The 21867-nt window shown below is 72.5% G+C and carries 17 protein-coding genes; 1 reads left to right on the forward strand and 16 read right to left on the reverse strand.

Features of this window, described 5'->3' with window-relative positions:
* Positions 1 to 38: 38 nt before the first annotated feature.
* The 7 genes from HNR68_RS04605 to HNR68_RS04635 all read right to left on the reverse strand — a co-directional run bounded on the left by HNR68_RS04605 (position 39) and on the right by HNR68_RS04635 (position 7560).
* Entirely contained in the window at positions 39 to 2375 is a 2337-nt protein-coding gene (locus HNR68_RS04605; RefSeq protein WP_343049938.1) for an LCP family glycopolymer transferase, read from the reverse strand.
* 310 nt (positions 2376 to 2685) lie between these two features.
* Positions 2686 to 3555, reverse strand: coding sequence for a GGDEF domain-containing protein (locus HNR68_RS04610; RefSeq protein ID WP_179717957.1), 870 nt, complete (start codon positions 3553 to 3555; stop codon positions 2686 to 2688).
* Positions 3556 to 3851: 296 nt separating this feature from the next.
* Positions 3852 to 4301, reverse strand: a complete 450-nt coding sequence (locus tag HNR68_RS04615; RefSeq protein WP_246330390.1) for a hypothetical protein — start codon at positions 4299 to 4301, stop codon at positions 3852 to 3854.
* Positions 4302 to 4350: 49 nt separating this feature from the next.
* The gene (dusB, locus tag HNR68_RS04620) at positions 4351 to 5499 is read right to left on the reverse strand and encodes a tRNA dihydrouridine synthase DusB (RefSeq protein WP_179717959.1); all 1149 of its coding nucleotides are present in this window, start codon (positions 5497 to 5499) and stop codon (positions 4351 to 4353) included.
* Between the two features lie 36 nt (positions 5500 to 5535).
* Positions 5536 to 6216: a YqeB family protein gene (locus HNR68_RS04625; protein WP_179717961.1), complete on the reverse strand. Its 681-nt coding sequence runs from the start codon at positions 6214 to 6216 to the stop codon at positions 5536 to 5538.
* Complete coding sequence (locus HNR68_RS04630; RefSeq protein ID WP_179717963.1) at positions 6213 to 6821, reverse strand: TetR/AcrR family transcriptional regulator; 609 nt, start codon at positions 6819 to 6821, stop codon at positions 6213 to 6215. Before HNR68_RS04630 ends, HNR68_RS04625 begins: the two co-directional genes overlap by 4 nt.
* An 88-nt stretch (positions 6822 to 6909) precedes the next feature.
* Positions 6910 to 7560 (reverse strand): superoxide dismutase family protein, encoded by a 651-nt coding sequence (locus HNR68_RS04635; RefSeq protein ID WP_179717965.1) that lies wholly within the window; start codon positions 7558 to 7560, stop codon positions 6910 to 6912.
* A 172-nt stretch (positions 7561 to 7732) separates the two neighbouring features.
* Between HNR68_RS04635 and HNR68_RS04640 the strand changes: the two genes are divergently transcribed.
* Positions 7733 to 8656 (forward strand): DMT family transporter, encoded by a 924-nt coding sequence (locus HNR68_RS04640; RefSeq protein WP_179717968.1) that lies wholly within the window; start codon positions 7733 to 7735, stop codon positions 8654 to 8656.
* Here HNR68_RS04640 and HNR68_RS04645 read toward each other — a convergent pair whose 3' ends face one another.
* From HNR68_RS04645 to HNR68_RS04685, 9 genes are all read right to left on the reverse strand, one after another.
* Positions 8657 to 10546, reverse strand: coding sequence for an FAD/NAD(P)-binding protein (locus HNR68_RS04645; RefSeq protein WP_179717970.1), 1890 nt, complete (start codon positions 10544 to 10546; stop codon positions 8657 to 8659). It lies immediately after the preceding gene.
* Positions 10543 to 11868 carry a cytochrome P450 gene (locus HNR68_RS04650; RefSeq protein ID WP_179717972.1) on the reverse strand — a complete coding sequence of 442 codons (1326 nt, stop codon included), beginning with the start codon at positions 11866 to 11868 and terminating at the stop codon, positions 10543 to 10545. Before HNR68_RS04650 ends, HNR68_RS04645 begins: the two co-directional genes overlap by 4 nt.
* A 25-nt stretch (positions 11869 to 11893) precedes the next feature.
* Positions 11894 to 12814 carry an ACP S-malonyltransferase gene (locus tag HNR68_RS04655; RefSeq protein ID WP_218888195.1) on the reverse strand — a complete coding sequence of 307 codons (921 nt, stop codon included), beginning with the start codon at positions 12812 to 12814 and terminating at the stop codon, positions 11894 to 11896.
* A gap of 37 nt (positions 12815 to 12851) precedes the next feature.
* On the reverse strand, positions 12852 to 13736 hold the full coding sequence (locus HNR68_RS04660; protein ID WP_179717974.1) for a DUF4429 domain-containing protein: 885 nt from the start codon (positions 13734 to 13736) through the stop codon (positions 12852 to 12854).
* Between the two features lie 197 nt (positions 13737 to 13933).
* A complete protein-coding gene (locus HNR68_RS04665) occupies positions 13934 to 14134 on the reverse strand; it encodes a hypothetical protein (RefSeq protein ID WP_179717977.1) in 201 nt (66 codons plus the stop codon).
* Positions 14135 to 14306: 172 nt separating this feature from the next.
* Entirely contained in the window at positions 14307 to 15836 is a 1530-nt protein-coding gene (locus tag HNR68_RS04670) for an MFS transporter (RefSeq protein ID WP_179717979.1), read from the reverse strand.
* 4 nt (positions 15837 to 15840) lie between these two features.
* Positions 15841 to 17301 (reverse strand): MFS transporter, encoded by a 1461-nt coding sequence (locus tag HNR68_RS04675; protein ID WP_179717981.1) that lies wholly within the window; start codon positions 17299 to 17301, stop codon positions 15841 to 15843.
* 856 nt (positions 17302 to 18157) lie between these two features.
* Positions 18158 to 20755: a class III lanthionine synthetase LanKC gene (lanKC, locus tag HNR68_RS04680; protein ID WP_179717983.1), complete on the reverse strand. Its 2598-nt coding sequence runs from the start codon at positions 20753 to 20755 to the stop codon at positions 18158 to 18160.
* 58 nt (positions 20756 to 20813) lie between these two features.
* Entirely contained in the window at positions 20814 to 21479 is a 666-nt protein-coding gene (locus tag HNR68_RS04685; RefSeq protein WP_179717985.1) for a GNAT family N-acetyltransferase, read from the reverse strand.
* Between the last annotated feature and the right edge of the window lie 388 nt (positions 21480 to 21867).

Below are 21867 nucleotides of genomic sequence, written 5' to 3' on the forward strand. Positions count from 1 at the left end.
CGCAGACCGGCTCCAGCCGGTTCACGCGCTCACGAGCCTCAGCCGCAGAGGTCGGTGCCGGCGTTCACCGTGGACAGGCCGCTCGGGACCTCCGGCTCGTCCGGCTGCGACGGGTCCGCCGGCTGCTGGTGGAAGCTCGCGCCGCCACCGCTGGGCAGCTGGCCGGCGACCTGCTGCGGACCGGCCTCGGGACCGATCGGCTTGTCGTCGAGGATCGCCTGGAACAGCGCGCGGGTGTCGTCCTCGCGCAGCTCCTCCATGCCCTGCTCGTTCGGGTAGCCCACGGTGGGCACGGTGATGAAGGTGACCCGGCTGGGGTCCAGGCCCTGCAGCTGCTGGCCGAGGTCCATCAGTCGGTCCACGCCGATGTTCTCGCCGAAGGTGTTGGCGCTGACCGCCTTGACGAACTCGCTCAGCTTGCCCGGGTCGAGCAGCACCTGGCCGGACATCACCTTGCGCAGCAGCGCGGACAGGAACAACTGCTGGCGCTGCATCCGGCCGTAGTCCGAAGTGCCGTCACCGTAGACCTTGCGGGCGCGCACGTAGTTCAGCGCCTGGTCACCGCTGATGGTGTGCCGGCCCGCCTCGGGGATCACGGTGCCGAGCGTCTCGTCCACGATCGGGATCTCGGTGCAGATCTCGACGCCGTGCACGGCGTCCACCATCGACTTGAAGCCGTTGAAGTCGATGCCGAGGAAGCTGTCCACCCGCAGCCCGGAGATCTGCTGGATGACCTTCGTGGTGCACAGCGGACCGCCCAGCGCGTACGCCGAGTTGAGCCGGACGTCCTCCTGGGGCGGGAGCTGCTCCCCGGTGTACTGGCCGGTCTTGGGGTCCCAGCGCTCGCACGAGGGCAGGTCCACCTGCAGGTCGCGCGGGAACGACACCAGGACCACGCGGCTCCGGTCGGCCGGGATGTGCGCGATCATCGTGGTGTCCGCGCGGGCGCCCTGGGTCTCTTCCTCGGTGCCCACGCCGTCCTCGGGCTTGGCCCCGGCGCGGCTGTCCGAACCGACCAGCAGGAAGTTCTGGTCACCGGTCTGCTTGGTGACCTCCTTGATGGAGTCGGACTCCGGGTCGAGCGCCGCGATGGACTCCGGGCCCCAGAACGTCGTGGCGCCCCAAGCGAAACCGAGCGTCAGGAACACCGACAGCGAGGCGGCCACCGCGACCGCCATCACGATGATGTTGGTGCGGCGCTTGCGCTGCTTGCGCTTCCACTCCATCCGGGACTGCCCGTCCCGTCCTTCGTGGAAGTCGAAGGGCATGTCGGTGCCGAGCTCGGGTTCCTTGCGCTTGCCGAGCAGCCACGCGTACTTCTTGCGGCGGGCCGCTTCCTCGGCGGCGATCTCGTCGTGCACCGCGGAGAACCGGGCGAGGGTGGCGTCGATCTCCTCGATGTCGGCCTTGCGGCTCTCGTCCAGTTCCTCCTCGTCGTCCGCGGAGTCCTGGTCGAGCTCGTCCAGCTCGTCGGCCTCGTCCGCCAGCTCGTCGAGGTCGTCCGCGGGCGCGACGATCGCGGTCTCCTCGGCGGCGTTCGCCGGCGCCACGGGCGTGGCGAGCTTGGTCTCCTGGTTGTCGGGGTTCAGCCGCGAGCCGACGGAGGACCCCTCGCTGCGCGGCGGCGCGGGGGGAACCGGTGCGTGCTGGGTGGTCGCCTCGAGGTCCTCGTTCACCGGCGGCGGGACCGGTCGGCGCGGCGGGCGCGGCGGCGCGGCCGGAGCGCCACCGCTCAGGGCCTGGTTGATGCGCGTCGCCTCGGCACCGGGCGCCTCGGGCCGGCGCGGTGCGGCACCGGGCGGCTCGGGAGCCGTGCCGCTGAACGGCGTGCCCTGGGGCGGGGTGCCACCGCGCGGCACGCCGTTGAGCGGGGTGCCGTTCGGCGGCGTCCCCCTGGGCGGGACGCCGTTCGGCGGCGCGCCGTCCGGTCGTGCGCCGCGGGCGGCGGCGCCACCGGCGAAAGCGGCTGCCGCGCCACCGGACCGCGGCCGACGGCTCGGCGGCGGTGGCGTGTCCTGGCGCCGGCGCGGCTCGGCCGCCTGCGGGGGACGCCCGCCCGCGGGCGGCGTCCAGCCGGGCGGCGGAGTGCTGGGGCGGTTCTGTGGAGCCGGGCGGCGGCGGGGCGCGGAGTCCTGGGGGCGCGCGGCCGGTTCCGCGGCGTCCGGCGGTGCGACCGGGCCGGGCGCGGGCTGCGGCGGTCGGGTGCGGCGCGGCTGCTGCGCCTGCGGGGGTTCGGGTTCGGCCGCGCGGCGGTGGTGGGAGCCACCGGGGGCCTTGCCGTGCTTGGAGAGCAGGTCGATGACCCGAGTGCCACCGGTGCCGTCTTCGCTCAGCGCGCGGCGACGTCGACCCGTTGCGGGGGAACCGCTGTCCACGTCGGAATCCGGGCGGGAACGTCGGTGCCCGACTTCACCATGCCGGGGGTCCTGCGGCACGCGTCTTCCCTCCCACCTGTGAAAGCCAACGGTCTGTGCGGAGCCGGCGCGCTCGATACCCCCCGACGTGTATCGGACGGCGCCTCCGAGATAGTACGGCCGATCGCCCGAACTGACGATAGGGCCGACAATTTCTTCACAATCAGTGCACGATCTACTCTGCCACCTCGTCGGATTCGAGCAACCGTGCTATGCCGTTTGCCCGGGTCAACAGCAGTTGATCACACCGAGTGCCACCTCTCGGTCGCGATCAGTGACCGGTCACGGCGTGCGGGTGTGTTCCTCGTCGCTCAGCGGCCTTCCCGGCGAGCCGGACCTCCGGCCCGATCCGGTGGGCGACCGCGTTGCGCCCCGCCTGCTTCGCCGCGTAGAGCAACGCGTCCGCGCTGATCAGCTGCTGCTCGGCGGAGACCGGCTCGGGCTCGGACGAGGTGTGCTCGTGCGCCACGCCGATGCTGATCGTCACCCGCAGCCCCGGGGCCATCTGCGACCACGGGTAGCGCTCCACCAGGGAACGGGCGTTCTCGCACACCGCCACGGCTTCCGCCGGTTCCACGTCCGGCAGCACGAGGACGAACTCCTCCCCGCCGTAGCGGGCGCAGAACGCGCCGCTGGGCAGTGCTTGCTGCAGCAGGTCCACCACCCGCTGCAGCACCCGGTCACCGAGCAGGTGGCCGTAGGTGTCGTTGACCTGCTTGAACCAGTCCAGGTCCACCAGCGCGACCGCCAGCCCGGCGTCGGAGCCGGCGTGCTCGGTGAGCAGGTCGGCCAGCCGCTCGTCCAGGTACCGGCGGTTGTAGCTGGCGGTGAGGCTGTCCCGCAGGCTCTGCTCGCGGGCTTCGGCGTGCTCGCGGCGCAGCCGGTTGACCTCGTGCCGCAGCTGCTCCGGCACGCGCGGGGCGTCGGCGCGCGACCGCAGGTCCATCGAGGTGCGCAGGTGGTGGTACGCCTGGCGCCACTGGCCGCGCGAGGCCATCAGGCTCGCGATCGACTCGTGCATCTCCGCCATGCCGGGCCCGTTCAGCAGGTCCTGGCGGGAGCGGCGGCCGGGAGGCAGCACGGGCGCGTCGTTGTCGCGCAGAGGTTCCGGGCCAGCCACACCGTGGCGCAGTCCGGTCATCGCACTCACCTCCCGTCCGTGGTGTCGTCGGGTGCGACGGATCGCTTGAGCTGGTCTGACCCGCCCGTCGCTCAATTCGCTCAACCGGCTGACCCCCTGGCCTTGGTACGAACTGCCGAGCGTCGCCGAAACCCCAGCTGCCTGTGATGTGTACCGGGCGTGGGGTGGATGTGGAAGTGAATCGCTCCGGACCCACCCGCACGGACCAGCAGATCAACACCGCTTCGGCGACGCTGCATCAATGTGTGATCGCTGCGGGCGCGGCGGGGGTTACCGCGGTGTGACCACATCGACGATCACCCGCTGGGGCAAGGCGCGAACGCGCGGATCCGGCCGTCCAGCAGCACGAGGTGCTGCGACCCGATCTGGTGGCCCGTCACGGTTCCCGCGGTGCGCGTGGTCACCTCGACACCGACCACCCAGACCTCGCCGCGCGGCCGCCGCCCGTCCGGCGCGAAGCCGGGGTCGGGGCGCAGCGTGGACATCGCCGGGTCCAGTTCCACCGTGGTGTCACCGAGTTCACAGGCCTGGTCGGTGAAGTCCGGGTGCTGCGTGCGGCGGAAGAACTCCTGCTGCGCCTCAGGACCGGAGCGCGCGGCGGCGTTGTTGTCCGCGAAGTACTGCTCGGCCAGCGCGGTCGGGGCGGGAGGTTCCTGCGGTGGCGCGCACGCGGCGACGACGAGGACCGCGCCGGTGAGGACGCCTGCGCGGCGGCGGGGTCGGTCGTGCACAACGGTGTCCGGCACCCGGGGCTCCTGGTGGTCCGTGGGTCCTCGTCGGTGTGGCGCCGCGGGATCAGCCGCCGCTGTGGTCGATCTCGGCCGCGGTGGGCACGGTGATGTCGTCCGGGTCGTCGAGCCAGCCCTCCGGGAGCACGACCTTGCTCGCCGAGCCCTGGCGGCCGCGCGGGCCCTCGGCGTCGGCCGGGAACGGCACGTCCGGGTCGAGCTGGGCCAGCAGGTCGTCCAGCTGCGCCAGGCTCGACACCAGGCCGAACTGCTGCCGCAGCTCCGAGCCCACCGGGAAGCCGCGGAGGTACTGCGACATGTGCTTGCGCAGGTCGCGCACGCCCTTCTCCTCGCCCATGTGCTCGGCGAGCAGTTCGGCGTGCCTGCGGAGGACCGCGGCGACCTCGCCGAGCTTCGGCCCGGGCGGGACCGGCTGGCCGGCGAAGGCGGCCTGCAGGTCGCGGAACAGCCACGGGCGGCCCAGGCAGCCGCGCCCGACCACGACCCCGTCGCACCCGGTCTCGGACATCATCCGCAGCGCGTCGCCGGCGCTGAAGACGTCGCCGTTGCCGAGCACCGGGATGGTCGTGACGTGCTCCTTGAGCCGGGCGATGGCCGACCAGTCCGCGGTGCCCGAGTAGCGCTGGGCGGCGGTGCGGCCGTGCAGCGCGACCGCCGCCGCGCCGTTGTCCTCGGCCAGCCGCCCCGCGTCGAGGTAGGTGGTGTGGTCGTCGTCGATGCCGATGCGGAACTTCACCGTCACCGGGATCCCGGCCGGTTCGGCGGCGCGCACCGCGGCGCGCACGATCTCGGCGAACAGCCGCCGCTTGTACGGCAGCGCGGAGCCCCCGCCCTTGCGGGTCACCTTCGGCACCGGGCAGCCGAAGTTCATGTCCACGTGGTCGGCGAGGTCCTCGTCGACGATCATCTGGACCGCGCGGCCCATGGTCTCCGGGTCGACGCCGTAGAGCTGCATGGAGCGCGGGTGCTCGTCCGGGTCGAAGGTGATCATCTCGAGCGTCTTGGGGTGCCGCTCGACGAGCGCCCGGCTGGTGATCATCTCGCACACGTACAGGCCGGCGCCGTACTCGCGGCACAGCCGGCGGAAGGCGACGTTGGTGATCCCCGCCATCGGCGCGAGCACCACCGGCGGATCGACCTCGTGCGGTCCGATCTTCAGGGCGGGCTTGCTCAGCGTCGCGGTCACGTCCCCCATTGTCCGGGTCGCGGGTCGTGACGTGCGCCGGGGGCGTCAGGCGCCCGGGACGCGGCGGTACTGCTGGGCGCCGCCGCGGTCGCGGACGACCACGCCGATCTCCTGGAGCCGGTCGGCGAGCTCGGCCGCCGTGCCCAGCTGCTCGTCGGTGAGCGCGCGGGCGCGGGACCGCAGCAGGCCGTGGGCCTCGTCGTCCAGGTCGGGGTGGCCGTCCACCCAGGTGCGGAACTCGCCCTCGTGCGGGTCGGCGGTGCCCGCCCACGGGTAGCCGCAGCGCTCGAAGGCCGCGCGGACCTGCTGCGCAGGCAGGTCCGAGGCCCGGTGGCGGGCCAGCTGCCGGGTGGTCGCGTCGAGGAACACCAGGTCCCGGCCGTCCAGGAACACCGCGGCGACGTCCTCGCGCCGCAGGTACCTCTCGGCGCGAGCCTGCTCCAGGTGCACGCCGTCGTGGTCGACGACCAGCTCCAGGGCGTCGCGCTTCGCCTCGGCCGCCAGCCACGCGCCCGCGGCCAGGCCGACGGCGGTGAGCACCGGGACGGCCCAGGCGGTGGGCAGGGCGGCGGCCAGGCGCAGCGGGCCGGGGGCGTCCCCGACCAGGCCGATGATCCCGTGCACCAGCGGCTTGACCAGGAAGCCCAGGCCGAGCCCCAGCGCGCCGCAGCCGAGCCCGAGGGCCCAGAGCACGGCGCGGTGCACGCGGACGGTGGTGGCGGTCATGCGGCGTCTCCGGCGGGGTCGTGCGGCGGGGAGAGGAAGCGGGTGATCATCCGGCGCAGCATCGGGCGCGGGTCGTGGTCCGGGTCGGCGTTGACGAACGCGCCGTCGATGACGACCTGGATCCACTGCGCGGTCTCGTGCGGGTCCAGCGTGGGGTCGATCGCGCCGGTGCGGATGCCGCGCTCGACCAGCGCCGCGAAGCCCTCGTGCTGGACCCGCGCGGTCTCGGTGACCACCCGCGCCAGCTCCGGGTCCTTGCCGGCCTGCCGGAGGACCTCGACGAGGATCCCCGGGGCCAGCGGGTCCAGCGCTTCGGCGGCCAGCGCGTCCACCATCGCCAGGATCGAGGCCACCGGGTCCTCGCCGTCGGCGTGCCGGGCGACGAGCTCGCGGGCGGCGGGCAGGTCCGCCTCGAACAGGGCGCGGAACACCGCCCGCTTGTCGGGGAAGTAGTAGAAGACGCTCCCCGAGCTCAGCCCGGCGGCCTTCGCGATCTCCGCGGCCGAGGTGCTCTCGAAGCCGCGCTCGGCGAACAGCGCGGCGGCGCTGCGCAGGATGGCGTCGCGCCGGGCGGCGGCGCGTTCCGGGTCGGGAGGTCGGGCCATGCCCCCAGGGTAGTTCATTGACTGAGCAGTCAGTCGAAGAACTGGGCACGAAGGAGGGGCACCCGGTCGCGCGGGTGCCCCTGTGGGCTCAGAACTCGGCGTTGAGGCAGGCCAGGCGGCCGCCGGCGGTGCCCGCCTTGCCCGGCTCGGTGTGCGTGGGCGTCTCGTGGATCACGAACGACTTCGCGTCCTGCCGGGTGTCGAAGGACCAGGTGCCCTCCGTCGTGGCGGTCGCGTCGCCCTGCGCGTCGGTGCGGAAGTCCAGCCACACCTCGTTCTGCGGGTTGGCGTAGGCCGGGTCGACCGACGGCGTGACCGGGTCGGCCTTCTCCTGGAAGTGCGGGCCGGCGTCCTCGCCGGTGGGCCCGCAGGGCTTGGTGTGCACGTGCGCGCCGTACTCGCGGTCCGGCGCCAGGCCCTGCAGGTTGACGGTGATCTTGGTGGTGCCGTTGGTCCGCTCCGAGGTCAGGTCGACCTTGGCGCCCTCCGGGACCAGGGCCGGGTCGTAGGTGATCGCCTTGGCGTCCGGCTGGTACGGCCCGTACGTGGCCGAGGCCTGCTTGGCCGAGGCGGACTGCTGGCCCTGCTCGGGGCTCTGCTCCTGCTCCGGCGCTGCCGGGGTCTCGGGGCTCTCGGCGGGCGGGGACGCGGGCTCACCGCCGCACCCGGCGAGCAGCGCGGCTGCCGCGCAGGTGGCGGAGATCGTGGTGAGCAGTCGGGTCCGCTGCTGCTGGAGCATGGGTATCCGTCCTTCGTTCGGTGCAACGGCGTCGTGCCCGTGAGGTCCTGCTCACGACGCAGGTGAGCTTCCTCCGGGTTGTCCGGTTCGAGCGTAGGGCGGCGCGGTCCGCACGTCCTGCCATCCGGAACGCCGACGATCGGGTGATCTCCGGCGTGGTTGAGTGGGTGGCATGGCGTGGGAACGGGGTGCGGACCGGACGTGGCTGGTGGCGCTGGCCACCGCGATGTGGGGCACGGACGCGCTGTGGCGGCAGCCGCTGGCGACCTCGCTGCCCTCGGCCAGCGTGGTGTTCTGGGAGCACGTGATCATCGTCGCGCTGCTCGCCCCGTTCCTGCCCCGCGCGTGGCGCGCGCTGCGGGCGTGCGGGCCGCGCGAGCGCCTCGCGATGGTCACCGTCGGCGTCGGTTCCTCGGCGCTGGCCACGACCCTGTTCACCACCGCGTTCCAGGTGGGCGACCCGGTGACGCCGCTGGTGCTGCAGAAGCTGCAGCCGGTCTTCGCGGCCGTGGCCTCCTACGCGCTGCTGCGCGAGCGGTTGACCCCGCGGTACTTCGCCTTCGCCGTCCCGGCGCTGGTCGGGGCGTGGCTGCTGGCGTTCGAGGACCCGCTGCACATCCGGGTCGCGCAGGTGGTGCCCGCGCTGCTGGCGCTGGGCGCGGCCGCGCTGTGGGCGGCGGGGACCGTGCTCGGCCGGTACGTGAGCAGCCGCGTCCCGGCGCGGGACGTGACCGCGCTGCGGTTCTCCCTCGGCCTGCCCGCGGCCGCGGTGGTGCTGCTGGTCAGCGGGTCGCCGGTGGCGGTCGGCTGGGACAACGCGGGTGGCCTGGTGCTGCTGGCGCTGGTCCCCGGCCTGATCGCGCTGGCGCTGTACTACGTGGGCCTGAGCACCACCCCGGCGGCGCGGGCGACGCTGGCGGAGCTGTCGTTCCCCGCCACGGCGGCGGTCGTCGGGGTGTTCGTGCTGGGCGCGGAGCTGAGCGCGACGCAGTGGACCGGGTTCGCGCTGGTGGTCGCGATGGTCGCCGGGCTGGGCTGGCACGAGCGGGTCAGCCGGGAGAAGGTCGTGGTCGCCCCCGACCTCGTGCGCAGCTGATCAGCGCGCGGACAGCTCCGCCGGTGCGGGGGCCAGCCCCAGCACCGACCGGGCGACGAGGTCGCTGGTGCCGAAGAACCCGGCCGCGGCCGGGTCGGGGGCGGGTGCACCCACCGCGGCCACGTACGGGCCGACCGCGAACCGCCGGGGATGGGCCCGGCCGTCCGCGTGCAGCAGCCGGTGGTCGCTCGCGCGGGCGCTGATCCGGCCCGTGGACCAGCGGACGCCGTCGGCGCCCACGAGCGTCTCCGCGGTGCACTCGCCCCGCCCGTGGAGCCGGCGCAGCAGGGCGTCGTCGGCCTCGGCCAGGGTCGGCTCGCGCAGCCTCGACTCGACCAGGCAGCGGGCCTCCACCTCCGCCACCGCGCTGCGCGCGCGGAAGCAGCCCCGGTCCGGGTCGGCGACCACGTCGGTCCCCGGACCGAGGAAGCGCACCACGCCCGCGCGGGAGAGGGCGTGCAGCTCGGCCAGCCGCCGCGGTGGTGGCCCGCTGGTCACGAAGCTCATCAGCGGCAGGAACTCGGCCTCCACCTCCCGCACCAGCGACCGCGCCTCGACGTCGCCGGCCTCCACCAGCTCGAACAGCACCTCGACCGTGGACAGCAGGCCCCGCACCGCGGCGAGCTCGGGGCTGAAGGCCGGGTCGCCGCGGTGCTCGAGGTCGTCGGCGATGTACTGGCGGACCGTCCGCTGCAGGCTCTCCGCGTCCTCCCCGCGGCCGTCGAAGCGCCGGTCGAGCAGGTCCCAGCGGAACCGGTCGGACTCCGCGGGCACCGCCGCGGCCACCCGCTCCTCCCAGGCCGGGCTGCCCCAGTCGAGCTCGGCCAGCGCGGCGGAGAACTCCGGCCAACCGCACCGGGTCCGCTCCGGGTGGGCGCGGAAGAGCTCGTGGTAGTAGGCGGCGGCGATCTCCTTCGACACCAGCGGCCACAGGTCCCGCCGGAACTCCAGCGGGGTGCCCAGGGCGCGCGCCGCGTCCGCGGTGAAGAACCGCGGCAGCGGCGGCGGTCCCGCGGGCAGGTCGTAGCGGAACTTGGCGTGGTAGGGCAGTCCGCGCCGGGACCCGACGTGCAGCACCGGCTCCCGGCCGCTCGGCCGGTAGGTCAGGCCGTGCTCGGGGTCGGGTTCGAAGCGACCGCCCCGCCCTTCGCACAGCAGCGCCATGCAGTCGATGAAGGTGAGCCCGAAGCCGCGCATGATCACCGGCTCGCCCGCCGGGACCTCCTCCAGCGCCGGCCCGTCGAAGTACCCGGACGGGAGGTACCGCAGACCGTGCCTGCCGGCGAACTCCGCCAGGCCCCGCTCCTCGGCGGTGGCCCGCGACTCGAAGTTGCCCTGCGCCAGCACCACCTGGTCCACCACCAGGCCGGTGCCGTCGTCCAGCGCCACCCGCTGCCGCCCGTCGGGCTCGTCGACGACGTCGGTGGCCCGCGCGCGGTGCACCACGACCCGCACCCGGTCGGGTGCGGTGACCACGATCCGGTCGAAGACCCAGGAGTAGTACTCGCCCACGAGCGGGCGGGGCGCGAACGACCGCTCGGTCATCCGCGCCGCCAGGTCGGCCAGCTCCCCGGTGAGCTCGTGCGGGGCCACGGTCGCCAGCCACTCCGCGAACGAGGGCACCGCCCCGGCGGGGCCGAGCACCGCCGTCTCCGGAGCGACGAACATCCGCACGTCGCCGACCGTGGAGTTCATCCACAGCAGGCCCGACTGCTCGCGCCGCCAGATCCGGCCGGGGCCCGGCGGGAACGGGTCGACCACGTGCACCACCAGCTGCCGGTCGTCCGGCTGGTGCGCGGCCCAGGCGACCAGCCGCTCCAGCACCGAGGTGCCCTGCGGTCCGGCACCGACCACGCACACCGCGGTGGTGCCCCCGGCGGGCGCGCTCATGCCGCGGTGCGCAGCCGGCGGATGGTCACGGTCGCCTCGCGGTCGGGGACCAGCGTCACGTGCCGCCGCACCGGCCCCTCCGGCGGGGCGTCGGTGGTGGCGAACTCGAAGCGGCGCAGCAGTTCCTTGAGCACCACGCGGGACTCGACCTGGGCGAAGGTCGCGCCGAGGCAGCGCCGGTTGCCGATGCCGAACGGGATCCAGTCCGCCATCGCGCCCTTCTCCAGGAACCGCTCGGGGCGGAACTCGTGCGGCTCGGGGAACGACTCCGGCGACTCGTGCAGCAGCTCGATGCTCGGCCACAGGTGGGTGCCTGCCGGGATCCGGTACCCCGCGAAGTCGGCGTCGCGGGACAGCATCCGGCCGATCTCCGGCACCACCGTGCGGGCGCGCAGCGTCTCCTTGACCACCGCGTCCAGGTAGGTGTCGTCGTCCTCGTCCGCGGCGGCCTGGGCCGTGGCCAGCACCTCGGGGTTGCGGACCAGGCGCTCCAGGCACCACGCCAGGCCGGTGGCGGTGGTCTCGTGCCCGGCCAGCAGCAGGGTGATCAGCTGGTCGCAGATCTCGTCGTCCGGCATCGCCGTACCGTCCTCCGTGGACGCCCGCAGCAGCATCGACAGCACGTCGCGGCGCTGGTCCAGGTGCGGGTCGCGGCGGTGCGCCTCGATCTGCCAGCGCAGCAGGGCGTCGGAGCGGGCGCGCAACCGCCTGCGGCGCACGGCCGCCGGGTGCAGCGTGGGGAACCGGTCCTGCCCGGGGAGGAGGTCGAACCACGACCCGTTGTAGACCAGCTCCCGGACCGAGAGCTGCACGTCCGCCTTCAGCTGCGGGTCGTCGATGCCCATCACGTTCCGGGAGATCACCTCCAACGAGATGGCCTGCATCTCCGGCAGGGCCCGGAACTCCCGGCCCACCGGCCAGCCCGCCAGGTTCGCGGCGGTGATCTCGCGCATCAGCTCGACCTGGTCGCGCACCGCCTTGCCGTGGAACGCGGGCATCATCAGCGCCCGGCTCCGCGCGTGCTGCTCGCCGTCGGTGACGAAGACCGACTTCTCGCCCAGGACGACGGCGCCGAAGCTGTTCGACGCCCCCGCCTGGAAGACCTCCGGGTCGGCGCGCACCAGCGACTTGACGTCGTCGCGGTCGGCGAGGAAGACGACGGTCCCGAACGGCCAGACGTGCAGGGTGAACCGGTCGCCGTACTTGGCGTGGCACTGCCGGACGTAGGTGGAGGGTTCCCTCCAGTAGCGCCAGGTCTGCACCACCTTCGGGGACGAGGGCCCCGGCGGCAACGATCGCGTGCTCACGGTTGACGTGGTCATCTCGACTCTCCCCAGGTCGGGCCGGTCAGGCGGGGCTGGTCGCCCGGTCCACGACCTTCTTCGGCGTGATCACCTCGGTCGGCAGCGCGTTGTTGGTGATCCTGGAGAACATGTTGCGCGGCCCGATGATGTGCACCTGCTCGGTCCCGGCGTCGCGCATCCCGCCGACCACGGTGCTCCAGTGCACCGGGGTCACCCAGCCGTCCAGCAGGTCCTGCTCGATCTCCTCCGGGTCGGTCAGCAGCTTCCCGCTGACGTCCGACAGCATCGGCCACTTCGGACGGTGCCACGAGACCCGGTCGTACACCTCGGTCTCCAGCCGGTCGCGCAGCGGACGCACGCTGGGGCAGTGCTCCGACCGGTTCATCGTGTAGAAGGGGAACCCACCGGCTTCGCGGACGCGCGCCTCCAGCAGTTCCAGGTCGGCCAGCGTGCCGGACACCGCGTGCACCGAGTCGTCCAGGTAGATGGACACCTCGACGTCCCGCCCGGCGGCGCGGAACTCGGCGACCAGGTCGTCCACCTGCTGCGAGGTCATCCGGTAGAAGAACAGGCAGCCCAGCGGTTCCGGCTGGTGGTCGAAGTAGTCCACCTCGACCAGCACGCTGTTGCGCACCAGTGCCAGACCGTCCTGGTAGGACAGTGCGCCGGAGAAGACCGCGGCGATGATGGCGCCGAAGCTCTGGCCACCGCAGAGGACCGGGTTGAGCTCCACGTTCTCGAGCGCCCAGTCCGCGAGCGCGAGCGTCACCACCATGAAGCCGGACTCGTAGACCTCCCAGTCGTAGACGTCCGCTTCGGCATAGGCGTCCATGAGGGAGTACCCGAGGAACTCGTCGGCCTCGGCGAGCCGGCGTCGGGCGTGGTCGTCGGTCCGGAGGAACGTCTCGATGGTCGAGAACTTCGTCGGGACGAGCCCGGGGAAGTACAGCGCGTCACGGCGCACCGGGGTCCACCTCTCTCCGCGGCGGGACGGGCCGCGGTCAGAGCCGGTCGAGCAGCTCTCGCTTCTTCTGCTCGAACTCCTGCTGGCTGACGATGCCCGCCTGGTGGAGCTCCCCCAGTTCGCGGATGGTCGCGAGGATCTCCGACCGGGACATCGCGTCGGGCTGGTGCGGGGCGGCGGCCGGCAGCGCCGGGCGTCCCGCGGAGGTCGCCGAACCGGCCGCCTGCGCCGCGGCCAGGACGGCGGCGGCGAACGGCAACGACGTCGCGGTGGAGCCGTAGCCCAGGCCGAACAGCAGCGCGTGGTCGTTGTCCGACGGGGACACGTCCGCGGTCTCCTCGTGCAGGACCAGCTGGAGGTGCCCGGAGGCCAGGCCCGGTCGCACCCACCGGACGCCGGCGATCTCGGTCAGCGGGAAGCGCCGCCTCGACGACCGGTGCTTGGCCGTGGAGGCGTCCTCGTGCCAGTGGAACTCGACCGCGGACCCGTCGAAGGTGGCCTCGCCGTCGAAGCCCTTGAGCCGGCGGGGCGCCTGGTCCACCTCGACCAGGAAGCGCGGTGCGGGCGATCCCGCGTCCGGGTTCAGCGAGCAGTGGTCGTTGACGTGGTCGGCGTAGTAGTTCGCCAGGTCCTGCTGGTCCGGCTCCAATTCGAGCTGGTGCGGTTCGGCGTCGTCGTCGAGTTGTCCGGCGGCCACTTCGGTCAGCGGATCGGCGCCGGGACGCAGGTGCAGCACCAACTGCGGGTTCCCGTCCCCGCCGGTCGCCGTGGCGCGCGAGATCGCCTGGTACGGGATCGAGCGGTGCTTCAACTTCCGGAGCAGCCGCGGGTGCCCGAGACCGCTCGAATAATTGATGTCGATCCGGTCGTTCTCGAAGACCCACGTGGCATTAGCACCGACGAGTTCCAAACCCAGGCCCATGCGCTCAACCTACCAGGACGAGAAATGAGGGACAGACGTTTTCCGCGGGAGTTCGGCACGGGTTCCGCGCGTTCCGGCGGAGCCGGTGGCCGCGAGCGGCCACCGACGTCTCCCGCGCCCGCCGCGCGCCGACAGGCCAGGTCAGCTGGCCAGTTGACCGCTCCGGCCGGTCGGCTGCGGTCCGGCCGTGGCGAGCTTCAGTCCAGCTCCTTCTTCTTCGCGGGGAAGAAGACGTAGCTGAGCGCGATGAGGATTTCGACGCCACCGATGATGGCGACCACGTTGCCCACCGTTCCCAATTCGAACGGGCCCACCTCGGTCTCCCCGCCGTAGATGCGGAGCAGGATGCCGATGACCACCATCACCACGCCGCCGGCTATCGCTTTCAACGTTGACATGGAATCCTCCAGGGTGAAACAGATCGCACGCGCGATGCTACCAGTGCGCGTGCTCCGAACGAGTGGTTTCGGCGGAATTCGCCACCGGGTCCGGACGATTCCGGTCCAGATTTCAACGACCCGTTCGGCGCGGGCGGGAAATCGGTTGTCCGGGCAAGCACGGGGAATGGGTTCACCGGGACCACCGCACCGTCGGCATCGGGGCCGGGCCGACCCGCGGGATCGGCTGGGTCAGCCCGGCGTCGGCGGACAGCACCCACAGCCGCTGCCCGGGCGCGGCGGTGGTGATCTTGGGGATCGGCTGGGTCACCGACAACGGGTCGAGCACCCGCGGGATCGGTTGCGTCGGCGGCGCGGTGTCGCGGACCCGCGGCAGCGGCAGCGTCACGTCGGCCAGGTCGGTGCCCGCCGGCCGCTTCCGGTCCATGCGGTGCAGGTGCCGGACCGGGACCAGGCCGAGGGCGAGCACCAGGTAGCAGCACCCCAGGGCCAGCAGCGTCACCTGCACGCCGACCTCGCTGATCAGCCCGGTCACGGCGGACACGGCCAGCGGCGCGGGCGTCGACATGATGGTGTTCGCGATGCTGATGACCCGGCCGAACACCTTCTTCGGCACGCGTTCCTGCAGCACCGCCATGTAGATCAGGTCCAGCGGGCTGGTCACCACCCCGGCCACCGCCATCACGGCGAACGTCCCGACCACGCCGAGCTGCACCGACATGAGCATGACCAGCAGGGCGAAGGCGAGGTACACGCCGAGGTACGTCGGGCGCCGGGGCATGCGGTGGCCGACGGCGCCGAAGCCGATCGTGCCGATCAGCGAGCCGATGCCGAACGCGCTGATCAGTCCGCCGTACAGCGCCGGTTCGTGCAGCACCTCGGTGGCGTAGGCGGTCAGGCCGATCGAGGCGAAGCTGGTGTCGAAGGCGACGAACACCATCGTCGCGACGACCAGCGTGCGCAGCAGCTTGTCGTGGAACAGGTAGCGCAGCCCGATGCGGAAACGCCGGTAGTAGCTCAGCCCGTCGTCGGCCGGGTCCCGTTCCGTCGCGGGCACGTCCGCCTTCGAGGCGCGCAGGGCGACGAGCAGCACCACGGTGCCGAGCACGCCGGTCACCGCGTTGAGCAGGATCGTCCACGCGCTGCCGGCGAACGCGGCGATCCCGCCCGCGGCGAGCGGGCCCACCAGGTTCGACGACGCGGTGACGGTGCGCAGCGTCGCGTTGGCCCGCTCCAACGGCACCCCGGCGGGCGTGGCCAGCTGGGGCACCAGCCCGAACATCGCCACCCGGCCCGGCTCGTCGGCGACGCTGCGCACGGTCGCCAGCACCAGCAGCAGCGCGGGGGAGAGCAGGCCGAAGACGTGCAGCAGGTAGAAGGCGATCGTGGTCAGCGCGGCGAAGGCGCTGGAACCGAGCAGGCTGGTGCGGAAGCCGAGCTTGTCGACCAGCGGCCCCTGCAGCAGGCCGGTGACGACCGAGGCGCCGACGCTCACCGCGGCGATCCAGCCGGTCAGCGTCAGGTCGTGGGTGGTCTCCAGGACGAACAGCGGCAGCGCGGCGTTGCCGATGACGTCGCCGACGACGGTGATCGAGGAACCCGCGAGGAGCCCGCGGTACGGGCCGCGCTGCCCGGTGTGCGCGGGACGGCGCTTGTGCGGGGGCCGGACCGTCGGCCGGTCTGCTGCTCGGTGTCGTCCCATGGGCTCAACCGGTGCCGTCTCGGCTGTCGTCGGGGGTCTTCACGGTGCGGGGGAAGAGGGTGCGGAAGAGCGCGCCGACGGTGTCGACGAGGTAGACCACGACCCAGATGCGGCCCACGGCGGTGAGCCACTCCGGTCCGTCCAGCGGCGCGCCGAACTCCGCGGCCAGCGAGGAGGACCCGAGCAGCCACAGCACGACGTGGCCCGCGACGAAAGCGCCGGTGTGCCAGTACCACTCGCGGCGCCGCGTGCGGGAGTGCGCTCGGTCGACGGTGCGCGACGCGGGGTCCTCCGTCGGCGCGGTCGGGGTCAGCGCGCGCCAGGCGAGCGGGACGGCGGCGGCGCTGAGCGCCAGCGCGACCGCGGCGGCCGCACCGGTCAGCGCGATCCCCGCGCGCTCGTAGAGGACGCCGACCGCGCCCGTGCCGACGGCCACCCCCGCCAGCTGCGCGCTCTCGTAGTAGCTGATCCGCCGGCCCACGCGCGCCCCCGCGCCCCCGGCGACCGCGGCCTGTTCCGCGGGCAGCGCGATGCCCAGCGCACCGGCGGAGAGGATCCACACCAGGCCCAGCACCCAGGGCTCGGGGGAGGTGGCGAGCACGGCCGTGACCAGCGCGCTGGCCAGCAGCGAGAGCACGACGGCGGTGCGCCCGCCGAGCCGGGCCAGCACGTGGTGCGCGACGCTCGGCACGGCGATGAACGCGATGAAGCCCGGGGCCAGCACCGACGCGATCTGGTACGGGCCGTAGTGGTGCTCGAGCTGCAGGTGCATGATCAGCACCAGGGCCATCCCGGCCTCCAGCGCCGCGGTCACCCCGCACACGCCGAGGAAGGGCAGCAGCGTCCGCACCGCGGTGCGGTCCTCCGGGAGCGGTTCGTCGGCGGACGCACCGCGGTCGGCGCCCCGGACGGTGGACCCGAGCAGCACGGCCGCGACGAGCGCGGAGCCGGCGCCGAGCGCGAACACCGCGGGGTAGCCGAGGTCTTCGAGGGCGACGAAGCAGAGCACGTAGGCGACGAGCGCGCCGGTGCCTTCGAAGGACAGCAGGCGCCCGAACCCGCGTGCGTCGTCGGAACCGGACTGGGCACCGGTCCAGCTGCGGACGCCGACCCAGAAGAACGCGCCGCCGACGCCGCTGAGCGCGGCCATCGCGAACGCCGGGAGGAGACCGCCGGACAGCGCGAAACCGAGCAGCGCACCGGCGTGCAGGAGCGCGCCGAGGGCGGCCACGGCGAGCTTGTCGGTGCGGTCGGCGAGGGCGCCGGAGACCGGGCGCGTGACCAGCGCGGCGATCGAGCACACCGCGACGAGCGCGCCGACTTCGGCCGGGGAGGCGCCGAGCACCGCTCCGCTGTACAGCGGCAGGAGGAACTCGAGCACCTCCATGGGACCGCTGGCGAACGCGGTCGAGTACAGCACTCGTTCTGCTCGGCTGGAACGCTGCCGGTCAGCGCTGGTGGTCATCGTCGTCCCGTTTCGGTCGAAAGTGCTGGAACAATCGGTTCGGGACAGTACCGCAGGGCGTGGTCGCCGAACGTGGTTCCGCCGGCTCAGCCGGGTGGCCGAGCCGGCGGAACGCCGGGGGAGTCAGCAGTGCTTTCTCGTTCGACCCTCCCGGGGGCCGAAAACGGGTCGCGCGAGATCGCTGCGCCCTTTCGGGTCCGGTCGTGTCGAACACCCCTGACTCCTCGTTCCAGCTGTGCTGCGGAATGCTGCGCAGCTGGCGCGACCGCGATACCGCGTGATTCCCCGAGAAAGGGTTCGCGCAGGAATTCCCGGAACCCTCAGGGGCCAGAGCGGGTCACCTGTTCACCGCGGTCGCTCCCATCGGTCCCGTCAGCAGCCGCTGCTGACGGTGCTGCCCGGGACCAGGGCCTCGGCGGCCGAGGTCTCCAGCGCCTGCAGGTCGAGGATCGACATGGGTGGGTCACCTCCTTCCCGTTTCCCCATCCGTGTTCCGACTGCTGTTCTCCCTGGTGGGAGGCTCAGCAGCCGCTGCTGACGGTGCTGCCCGGGACCAGGGCCTCGGCGGCCGAGGTCTCCAGCGCCTGCAGGTCGAGGATCGACATCAGGGATTCACCTCCTCGGGGTTCTTCGCGGACGGACGGTGGGTTCCTCAGCCCGGTTCAGCAGTTGCTGCTGACGGTGCTGCCCGGCACCAGGGCCTCGGCGGCGGCGGTCTCCAGCGCCTGCAGGTCGAGAACGTTCATGAGTGACCTCCTCATCGTTTTCCAGTGGGATCGCGCCGCGGTGATCGCTCTTTCCGGGGCGCGGGAGAAGATTAGCAAGGAATCGGTCCCCGAGAACGGTTTTGGCGAATTTACGATCCCAGTCCTCCGGCGTTCTGAGAGCGCGCTGGAGCCGCTTTTTCCGACGCCAGGAAAGGAATGGCGGGAATGCTCGGATCGTCGAGTGAAGCGAGTGCGACGAGCACTCCGGCGCCACCCGTCGCGTAATCCATGGAGAGCCGGAAATTGCCCTCTCCCGGAAATGCGAGGTGCCCGCGGTAGCTCAGCGCGTGCCAGTGCAGCACGGAGGCGTGCGCCTGGGCCGCGTCCGGGGCCGCCGCGTCGCCGCGGGACAGCTGCACCAACGTCGCCATCAGCCCGGCCCGTCCGTTGAACAGCCCGGACTGCAGCACGAAGGTGCTCCGGCAGGCGTCGCTGAGCCCGCCCGTGCTGTCCGCGACCCGCTGGTCGGGCACGTGCCGCAGCACCTGGTCGGCGACCAGCGCGATCCCGGCCGACCCGACGTCCAGGTAGGGCAGGGTGCGGAACCCGCCGTCCACCTGGAGGGTCCCGTCCGGTCGGTGCACGCAGAGGTCGAGGTCGCGGTGCAGCGCGCGGACCGCGAGGTCGAGGAAGTCGCGCTGCCCCGTCGCCTCGTAGCACCGCAGGAAGAACAGGGCCGGACCGCTCCAGCCGCGGAGCAGCCCGCCGTGGGAACCCGCTTGCCGGTGGCCGATGCGCGCGCTGTCGATGCCGCAGGGCTTCCCGCTGTCGACGGCCTCGGCGACCCGCTCGGCGATCTCCAGCGCGCGGGCCAGGTGCTCGGCGTCCCGGCGCTGCAGGTGCAGGTGGTTCAGCCCGATGCCGGCCAGCCCGCTGAACAGCGTGACGTCGTGCGTCCGGGCGACGTCCGGCGCGGCGTCGCGGATGAGCTCCGCCGCCAGGTCGGTGTGCCCGAGCAGGTCGAGCACGTGCGCGGTGCCGTGCGCGCCGTCGAAGAAGCCCGGCCGCTCGGCGGACTGCTGCGCGTGCTCCACCAGCCAGATCTCGTGCACCGGGTCGACCGGGTGCCCGGTGGTCCGCAGCGCCCAGAGGACCCCGGCGGCGCCGTGGGCGAAGTCCGCCCCGCCGTGGTGGAACACGCGCACGTCACCGGGGAAGAGCCGGTCGTCGCGCTCCGGGGTGGCGCTGGCGTGGATCGCCGCCGCCAGGGACGTGCACGCCGCGCGGCGGCCCGCCGCGTCGTCCAGCCGGACGTCCGGTGCGGCCGCCACCTCCGCCTCGGGCCGGCGGGGCCGGACCCGGCCGCGGACCAGCGCGCGCACGTCCTCCGGCAGCTCGAAGTGCTCCTCCGCGGCGGCGATGAGCTCCTCGGCCTTGTCCGGGGCGAGCGCGTTGAGGCTGGTCAACGGCATGAACAACCACAGCGCGAGCACGCCCAGCGCCTGCTGGTCGACCTCCGCGCCGCGGGCGTCGGAGTCGGTGAAGCCGGCGTAGCCCATGTGCTGCCGCTGCGCCGCGTCGATCTCGGAGACGGCTTCGAAGTCGACCAGCCCGACCCGGTCCTCGTCGTCGATGAGGACGTTCGCCGGGTGCAGGTCGCCGAACACCAGGCCGTGCTGGTGGATCTGCTCCACCAGCTCCGTGACCTGCCGCAGGACGGCCAGGGCGCGCTCGGTGTAGGCGCGCTTGGCCGCCGCGTCCGCCTCCGGACCGATGAGCGGGTGGTGCAGCCCGACCCACTGCTGCAGGGTCTTCCCCGGGACGCGGTCCAGCACGGCGAACCGGTGCTCCCACACGTCGACGACGTCGTGCACGCGCGGCACCCCGGGCACGCCGTCGAGCTTGCGCAGCGCGTCGACCTCGTGGTCCAGGCGCGCGACCGCGTCCCGGCCGACCGAGTCCAGGCCGGCCAGCGGTCGCGCCTCCTTGAGCACGACCTCGCGGCCGTCGCTGTTCCGCTTGCCGAGGTAGACGCCGCCGCCGTTGGAGAAGTGCAGCGCTTCGACGACCTGGTAGTCCAGCGCGGCGGACTGCGAGGTGCGCGCCTCCAGGTGCGGCGCCAGGAAGTCCGGTGTGGACACCCAGTCCGGCGTGGTGAAGAACGGGCGCCGGTCGTCCGGCACCAGGGTCCCGTCCGGCCGCTCGATGGCCAGCACCTGCTGCCCGTCCTCGGTGAAGCAGTACCGGGGCGTGAAGCCGCCGTAGCGCACGAACACCGGGCCGTCACCGATCCGCAGGTCGGTGAGGACGTACGGCCCGCGCTCGCCCTCCAGCGCGGTGGCGAGAGCGTCCACAGTGGCCTCGAACTCGGCGTCGTCCACCGGGTACAGCGTGAGGAGCTTGCCGCTCGCCGAGCGCGGCGCGTACTTCAGGCTGTAGGCGCGCACGAGCCGCGCGGTGCGCAGGAACTTGAACGCGACCCGCTCGCGGAAGCAGTGCTGCGCGACCACGGAGAGCACACGCTCGGCGTTGTCCGGGGTCGCGGACACGTGGACCTTCCAGCCCTGGTCCGGCAACTGCACGTCCGCGGGACGCAGCATGCGCCAATCGTCGTTGCCGCTGCGGATCCAGCCGTCCGGGCACTCCCCATCGGTGAGGTCGAACGTGCTCTCTCCCGCCCGCCACCGCGACGGTGCTTCGTAGAAGAACTGGTCCGCGAGGGAGTACAGCTCCAAGTCTTCACGCATGCGTCGTGGACACCTCTGGTTGAAGAGCGAACAAGTGTGCCCGGAACTGCTCTGGAGATCAGTACGGGCGGACTCGGGCGGCGCGCTGCTCGAAGTCCTGCAGCGACGTGTGCGGGTCGTTCGCCAGGTACTTGCGGAACATCTCCTGCGCGGCCTGCTTGTCCTCGGCCGGGATCGCGTCGATGACCGGGTAGAGGTCGCGGTTGGCCGCCGCGTGTTCCTCGAACTCCTCGCGGAGGATCGACCAGATGGTGCGGTCGTAGTACATGCCGTCGACGAAGTGGTAGTCGCGCAGCACGCCTTCCAGGACGAAACCGCCCTTGGTCAGGATGCTCATCGTCTCCTTGTTGTAGACGGCGGTGGAGAATTCGACGCGGTGCGCGTTGAGGTTGTTGAAGAGGTGGTCGATGACGAGCCAGAAGGCCTCCGCCCCGTAACCGCGGCTCCACTTGTGCGCGTCACCCACCACGCCGCCGATGCTGTAGGACCCGGAGCTGTTCACCGACCGGTAGTTGACCGCGCCGACGCGGTCTCCGTCCCTGGTCACGGCCATGAAGAACCGCACGCCGCCGTCCTCGTTGACCGCCTTGACCTTGGCCGGGGTGAGGAACTCGCGGCTGTCCGCGGTCATCGCCGCGGCGGGGGAGAGCGGCTTCAGCCAGCTCGCGATGAGCTCGTAGTCGTCTTCGGTCGCCCATTCGATGCGGACGAGTCTTCCCTGCATTTCCACCGTCTCTTCGGTAGGTGTTCACGACGCAGCACGAAATGAGGTCGGGAGCGTGGTCATCCACTTCCGACCGAGTGGTGGAGAATGGCGCGAACGGGTCGGCGACAACTGCGGGCAGCAGTTGTCCGCCGATCGTCCACGGCGCACTCGCCTGTGTTTTCCCGGTGCTCCGGATCGCCTTGCTCGCTTCAGTCCCACTTCGGACGCGGCTCTGCGGTCACCGGTTCCCGGTGGGACCGGAATTCCTCGGAGCCACGTCCTCCCGTGCCCTTCGACGCAGCGCGGCGATCATCGGTTCCCGCGAATTCTCGGCTCTTTCCCGTCGCGGATTCGCGCAGCCTTCCACCCCAGTTCCGTGGTTCGGTTCCTTTCCCCAGGTCGAGGC

It is taken from the genome of Saccharopolyspora hordei, from assembly GCF_013410345.1.
GTDB lineage: Bacteria > Actinomycetota > Actinomycetes > Mycobacteriales > Pseudonocardiaceae > Saccharopolyspora > Saccharopolyspora hordei.